The 5,889-nt window shown below is 69.7% G+C and carries 6 protein-coding genes and 2 pseudogenes; 7 read left to right on the plus strand and 1 reads right to left on the minus strand.

Annotated features, from left to right (window positions below; translation table 11 throughout):
* Positions 1–195 precede the first annotated feature (195 nt).
* The 5 genes and pseudogenes from CCL05_RS23165 to CCL05_RS45640 all read left to right on the plus strand — a co-directional run bounded on the left by CCL05_RS23165 (position 196) and on the right by CCL05_RS45640 (position 4,015).
* The gene (locus CCL05_RS23165) at positions 196–1,035 is read left to right on the plus strand and encodes a COG4705 family protein (protein ID WP_086562406.1); all 840 of its coding nucleotides are present in this window, start codon (positions 196–198) and stop codon (positions 1,033–1,035) included.
* Positions 1,036–1,115: 80 nt separating this feature from the next.
* Complete coding sequence (locus tag CCL05_RS23170; protein WP_244204371.1) at positions 1,116–1,346, plus strand: COG4705 family protein; 231 nt, start codon at positions 1,116–1,118, stop codon at positions 1,344–1,346.
* Positions 1,347–1,544: 198 nt separating this feature from the next.
* Complete coding sequence (locus tag CCL05_RS23175; RefSeq protein ID WP_244204372.1) at positions 1,545–2,813, plus strand: MFS transporter; 1,269 nt, start codon at positions 1,545–1,547, stop codon at positions 2,811–2,813.
* A 111-nt stretch (positions 2,814–2,924) separates the two neighbouring features.
* A pseudogene (locus tag CCL05_RS44885) lies at positions 2,925–3,197 on the plus strand (ATP-binding cassette domain-containing protein); the annotation flags it as partial.
* Between the two features lie 344 nt (positions 3,198–3,541).
* Entirely contained in the window at positions 3,542–4,015 is a 474-nt protein-coding gene (locus tag CCL05_RS45640) for a transposase (protein ID WP_208641600.1), read from the plus strand.
* A 59-nt stretch (positions 4,016–4,074) separates the two neighbouring features.
* Here CCL05_RS45640 and CCL05_RS46375 read toward each other — a convergent pair.
* Positions 4,075–4,308, minus strand: a pseudogene (locus tag CCL05_RS46375) (lantibiotic dehydratase); the annotation flags it as partial.
* 756 nt (positions 4,309–5,064) lie between these two features.
* Here CCL05_RS46375 and panD point away from each other — a divergent pair.
* Together panD and CCL05_RS23200 are read left to right on the plus strand one after the other, a co-directional pair.
* On the plus strand, positions 5,065–5,484 hold the full coding sequence (gene panD / locus CCL05_RS23195) for an aspartate 1-decarboxylase (RefSeq protein WP_086562408.1): 420 nt from the start codon (positions 5,065–5,067) through the stop codon (positions 5,482–5,484).
* A 29-nt stretch (positions 5,485–5,513) separates the two neighbouring features.
* A complete protein-coding gene (locus tag CCL05_RS23200; protein ID WP_086562409.1) occupies positions 5,514–5,858 on the plus strand; it encodes a GNAT family N-acetyltransferase in 345 nt (114 codons plus the stop codon).
* Positions 5,859–5,889: the final 31 nt, after the last annotated feature.

Raw genomic sequence — 5,889 nt, forward strand, 5'->3', positions numbered from 1 at the left:
CGCAGCCACAGGCCGGGGGCGGGCAGGATCAGGGCGAGGGCGTAGGACAGGACGACGGCGCGGCCGAGCCGGTGCCGCAGCCAGGACGCGGCGCGGGTGTGCATGGCCCCATCGTGATCAGGCCGGACCCGGCGGGCCGGGAAAGCCGCGCGGCAGTCAGGATGCGTTCAGGTAACCGCTGGCAACGTCCTGCCCATGACCTACGAACTCTCCGAGACTCCCGAGGCCGAACCGGGCACGAGTGCCTCCGCTCGCCCCTCCCACCGTCTGCGCTGGAACAAGGTCCCCGAGGTCACCGCCTATTTCTGGATCATCAAGGTGCTGTGCACGACGGTCGGCGAGACCGCAGCCGACCTGCTCAACGAGAAGGCCGGTCTGGGCCTGACCGGCGTGTCCGTGCTCATGAGCGCGCTGCTCGCGGTCGTCCTCGTCGTCCAGTTCCGCACCAAGGCGTACCGCGCGGGCGTGTACTGGCTCGCCGTCGCCCTCATCAGCGTCGTCGGCACACTGATCAGCGACAACCTGACCGACAACATGGGCGTCCCGCTGGAGACGACCACCGCCGTGTTCGCCGTCCTTCTCGCCGTCGCGTTCGTCGTCTGGTACCGGCGCGAGCGCACCCTCTCCATCCACAGCATCGACACCACCAGCCGCGAGGCGTACTACTGGCTGGCCGTACTGTTCACCTTCGCCCTCGGAACGGCGGGCGGCGATCTGGTCTCCGAGCGCATGGACCTGGGCTACTGGCTCGCGGCGGTCCTGTTCGCGCTGGCCATCGCCGCCGTGGCGATCGCGCACTTCGCGCTGGGCCTGGACGCGGTGTGGAGCTTCTGGATCGCCTACATCCTCACCCGCCCGCTCGGCGCCTCGGTCGGCGACTACCTCTCCCAGCCGACCGGCGACGGCGGCCTCGGGTTCGGCACCGTCGTCACGAGCGGGCTCTTCCTGGCGGTCATCCTCGGCCTGGTGGTGTACCTGGCCGTGACCCGCAAGGACGTCGCGGACCCCGCGCGCGTGACGCGGCAGGCGGCCTGAACGGCTGGGAAGGCGTTCAGGAAGCGTTCAGGCGATCACCGACAAGGTCGGACACCACGGCCGGCCCGCGCGGTCGGCCCGTGTGTCACAGGGCGCGCCCGCTCGGGGCGACAGCCGGCGACTTCCTGACCAAGCCGGTCGCCAAGGGCGGTCTCGACCTCGGTACGGCGGGTTCGTCTGCCGTGCTGTTGGGCGTATTGGTCGGTCTGACGGGTTACGCCCACACTCAGGAGCGCCGTAGCCTCGCCCCGTCCGCGGCCCTGCCTCCGGAGACGGGCGAGTGCGATCGGGCCACCGAGCGGGCCGACTGAGCGCGAACGGCGCCAGCACGTCCGGCGGGCGCGGGAAGCGTCCTGCGCCCGCCTCCCCACCTGACTGCTGCAGCGTGTCGGGGGAGGATGCGCCTGCCGGATTCGTCCGGTGAAGAGGAGAGCGCCCCTAGGAGGTGGTCCGATGTCCAAGAGGCCATGTCCGGCCTGCCAGGCACGCGACACCCTGGGGAGGAGTTCGTGAAGCTCGTACGCACCACGTCCGCCATGCCCGAACCGTCGAACCCACCTGCCCGGGGGCTCTCGGCGTGGCGGTTCGTAGTGGTGTTCGGGGGCGTCAGTCTGCTGATGGACTTCGTCTACGAGGGCGCTCGTTCCGTCACCGGCCCACTGCTCGCTCACCTGGGCGCCTCCGCGGCCGTGGTCGGCTTGGTCACGGGGGCGGGCGAGGCCGCCGCGCTCGGACTGCGTCTGGCCTCGGGACCGCTGGCTGACCGCAGCCGCCGCTTCTGGGCATGGACGATCGCCGGATACGTGCTGACCGCGGCCACCGTCCCGGTGCTCGGTCTGACCGGCGTGTTGTGGGTGGCCTGCGCCCTGGTGATCGCGGAACGCGTCGGCAAGGCCGTTCGCTCCCCGGCCAAGGACACGCTGCTCTCGCACGCCACCGCCGCCACCGGCCGGGGCCGCGGCTTCGCAGTGCACGAGGCGATGGACCAGGTCGGCGCGCTCATCGGCCCGCTCACGGTGGCCGGGGTCCTCGCCCTCACCAGCGGGGACTACGCACCGGCGCTCGGGGTGCTCGCGCTTCCCGGCGTGGCTGCCGTCGCGCTGCTGCTCTGGCTCCGTGCCAGGGTCCCCGATCCGGTGGCCTACGAGACGACCGTTGGCGCGGCGGCGCCCGAGGAGCCGGACCCACCCGAGGAGCCGGGCCCTGCCGGGGCCCGGGAGAGGAAGCTGCCGCGGGCCTTCTGGGCCTACGCGGTCTTCACCGCCGTGACCCTGACCGGTTTCGCCACCTTCGGTGTGCTCTCCTACCACCTGGTCGTCCGGCACCTGATGCCGACCGCGACGGTGCCGGTGCTGTACGCGGCGGCCATGGCGGCTGACGCGGTGGCGGCGCTGGCCACGGGCTGGCTGTACGACCGGTTCGGCGCCCAGGTCCTGGTCGTCCTGCCGCTGCTGTCCGCCGCTGTTCCGGCCCTGGCCTTCACCGACACGGTGGGAGTCGCCGTGGCGGGTGCGCTGGTGTGGGGCGCCGCAGTCGGGGTGCAGGAGTCCACGCTGCGTGCCACCGTCGCCGATCTCGTACCCGTGGGCCGCCGGGCCACCGCGTACGGCGTCTTCGCCGGAATCATGGGAGCGGCCGCGCTGGCCGGCGGCGCGTTGGCGGGGGTCCTGTACGACATCTCCATCCCCCGTTTGATCGTCGTCGTCGCCGGCATCCAGGCCGCCGCGCTGGTTCTGCTGTGGTTCACCCGGGCCGTGCGGTCCACACCCGCCCACTGAGTGGTGAACGTGCGGGCATGCACAGGGCGTTCTCGTCATCGTGCGGCCGGCCATGGTGTGGCGGACACCTTCAATGCCAGGGCAAAACCCGGGAGCTGTTCCACTTCGGTCCTGCGGGACGACATCGCCTTCGCCCGGCCCGGCGCCACCGACGAGGACATCCACGCGACGGCCGCGGCCGCGCACGTAACGGAGTTTGTCGACCAACTCCCCGACGGCTTCGCCACCCTGGTGGGGGAGCGGGGAGTCGAATGCTTGGGCGGCCGGCGCCAGCGCGTCGTTCTCGCCAGGGCCATCGTGTGCGGCGCCCCGATCCTGCTGCTCGATGAGGTGTGGCGGTTGATGGACGGGCGTGCGGCCCTCGTGGCCGCCCACCGTCCGAGCGCCGCTTGTAAGGCGGGCCACACGGCTGCCCGTCAATGCCGGTCACGACTGGACGAAGCGTCAACTCATTGGCAGCCCGCACAGGCCAGGTTGAGCATCGGTTCGGACGAAGCCATCCGGCAGTGATCGAGTCATGCCGTTGTGCCGGGATCAGTGGGACGGTTGCGCAATGCCGTCCCGGGCGGGGTCTGACTCATGAGATCTATGACCGAAGTGTCCAGTCACGGGCTTGTCGACTGTCGTTGCGGGATGGCGCCTGCTGGTAGCGAGCTACAGGGCGTGTCCCGATAGGGGCCTTGCCGAAGATTAGGCGCCATCACGGTTCAGACCGCCCGAGCAGGTCGGTGCCATCAACCCAGCACGTCACCACGCGGGAGGCGAACCACCATGAGGACCAGACAGCGCAGCAGCTCCTCCAGCCCACCACGGCGGCCGGATATCACCGGCTGCTCGTCTGGGCCCGCAAGCTGGGGACGGTGCGCCGGGCCGGTGTGGAGGGCACCGGTACCTTTGGAGCGAGTCTGTCCCGCTACCTGCTGGCTCAGCGCGTCCAGGTGTACGAAGTGAACCGGCCCGACCGCACAGCCCGCCGTCTGCTCGGGAAGTCGGACCCGCTCGATGCTCAGGCAACTGCGCGGGCCGTTCTCAGTGGTCGCGCCCGGGCCAGGGCAAAAACCGGCGACGGACCGGTGCACAGCGCCCGGATGTTCAAACTCGCCAAGGACAGAACGATCCTGTCCCCGGCCCGTTGGCTGCTCGCCGGTGATGACCTTCCCGCCGCGTCGACACCATGGCCGCAGTGGGACGCGCCCCGATAACACGGGGTGCGGGAAACCGGTCTGACCAGGTTGAAGACCTCGCGGGCTCCGTAGCGCAGTGCGGGCAGGAACGGCAGGTTGGAGGCGGCGGTGCCCCACATGAACCCGGTGCAAGGAACGGCCAGCGCGACGGGTGCCTCGGCCAGGAACCGGGCCAGCGGATGGGTGTGGTGGCCCAGGTCCGCGCGCCGTCGCCGATCAGGAAGTTCGCCCACACGTCTTTGCCACCCTTGATCGGGGAGCAGCCGAAACCGTCGGCGAAGGCGAGGACGAGAGCCAGCCCCCGGCCGCACTCAGCGTCCGAGTCTACGTGTACCAGGACATTGGTCAGCAACTCAGAGACCGCCAGCGTCACGCCGCCGATCAGGCAGGCCAAACCCCACAGCGCCGGTTGTTGATGCAGCGGGCAGGTCCAAGAGGTCGGCCTTCACAGATCCACTTCGGTCTGGCGGAATCCTCACCAATGAGGTCTGACTACGGTGTGTACTGGTGTCGAACCGGTCGGCAACTATTCAGTCAGGCCGCGAGTCCCGCGTGCAGATCCGGATGCGGAGAGCTGAGATATCCGCATCACGACCCAGGGACCGAGATGCCGCAGCCAGAGAAAGTGCTCAACGCGGAGGGCTCACCTGAAGAATGGTTCGGTGCCGAACTGCGGTACTGGCGCAAGCGACGCCCGGGGATGAGTGCCGCGCAGTTGGTAACCGGCGATGCGCGGCTATGTTGCGCGCCGCCGGATCAGACGACGGATTTTGTTCGACCTGATGGTCGGGTGGTCGAGCCCTGCTGTGGCGATCGTCACGAGAGTCTTCGGGGGCTGTTGCGTACCCTGATCGCGGCCATTCGTGAGGGGCGGCCTCGGGGAGTGAGGACGACCCCGGCCGCTCCTCCAGGCGCCTGATACACCGTCAGAAAAGTCAGCATTGGGTCAGCATGAGTCCTGAAAAACCTAGGGAAAGCTGCCCGGAGATGCGACTCGTTGTAGGGTATGGAAACAGCCCTTGACCTGCAAAAACGCAGGCAGGGAGCCTACTTGTGGGAGTACCCCGATGTTGCGTACTATGTTCAAGTCCAAGATCCACCGCGCCACCGTCACCCAGGCCGACCTGCACTACGTGGGCTCGGTGACCATCGATGCCGACCTGCTCGACGCCGCCGACCTGCTGCCCGGCGAGCTCGTGCACATCGTGGACATCACCAACGGCGCCCGGCTGGAGACGTACGTCATCGAGGGCGAGCGCGGGTCCGGCGTCGTCGGGATCAACGGGGCCGCCGCCCATCTCGTCCACCCCGGCGATCTGGTGATCATCATCAGCTACGCCCAGGTGACGGACGCCGAGGCCCGGGCACTCGTCCCCCGGGTCGTGCACGTGGACCGCGACAACAGGATCGTGGGCCTCGGCGCCGACCCGTCGGAGCCGGTACCGGGCTCGGACCAGCAGCGCAGCCCGCAGGCTGTCAAAGCCTGACCGACGTACAGGGACAGGAGCGTGTCCGTATGAGGGACCTGGTGATCCGCGACGACCGGGAGGCGGGCCGTCTGGAGGCGGTGTCCGGCGGTGAAGTCGTCGGTCGCGTCGAGTACTTCGTACTCGACCATCCCGAGCGCGCGCTCGTGCCCGTGCACACGATCGTCGAACCGGCCCACGAGGGCCAGGGCATCGCGGGCGCGCTGGCCCGGGAGCTCTACGGCATCGCCGCCCGCGAGCACAGCGCCGTCGCCCCGCTCTGCCCCTACGTCGTCAAGTGGGCCGAACGCCACCCTGACGAGGCCCCACCGGCCGGCCAGGCCCTGCTGACGGCGGCGAAGGACTGGCTGGCCGAACACCCCGGCCGCTTCTGACCCGAGCCGGGCTGATCGTGGACGTGCGCGG

This window comes from Streptomyces africanus (genome assembly GCF_002150735.1).
In the GTDB taxonomy this organism is placed as follows: domain Bacteria; phylum Actinomycetota; class Actinomycetes; order Streptomycetales; family Streptomycetaceae; genus Streptomyces; species Streptomyces africanus.

What these genes read in the sequence shown, in the direction of transcription:
- CCL05_RS23165 (WP_086562406.1), top strand. Translation starts at nt 196, where the DNA reads ATGACCTACGAACTCTCCGAGACTCCCGAGGCCGAACCGGGCACGAGT.
- panD (WP_086562408.1), top strand. Translation starts at nt 5,065, where the DNA reads ATGTTGCGTACTATGTTCAAGTCCAAGATCCACCGCGCCACCGTCACC.
- CCL05_RS23200 (WP_086562409.1), top strand. Translation starts at nt 5,514, where the DNA reads ATGAGGGACCTGGTGATCCGCGACGACCGGGAGGCGGGCCGTCTGGAG.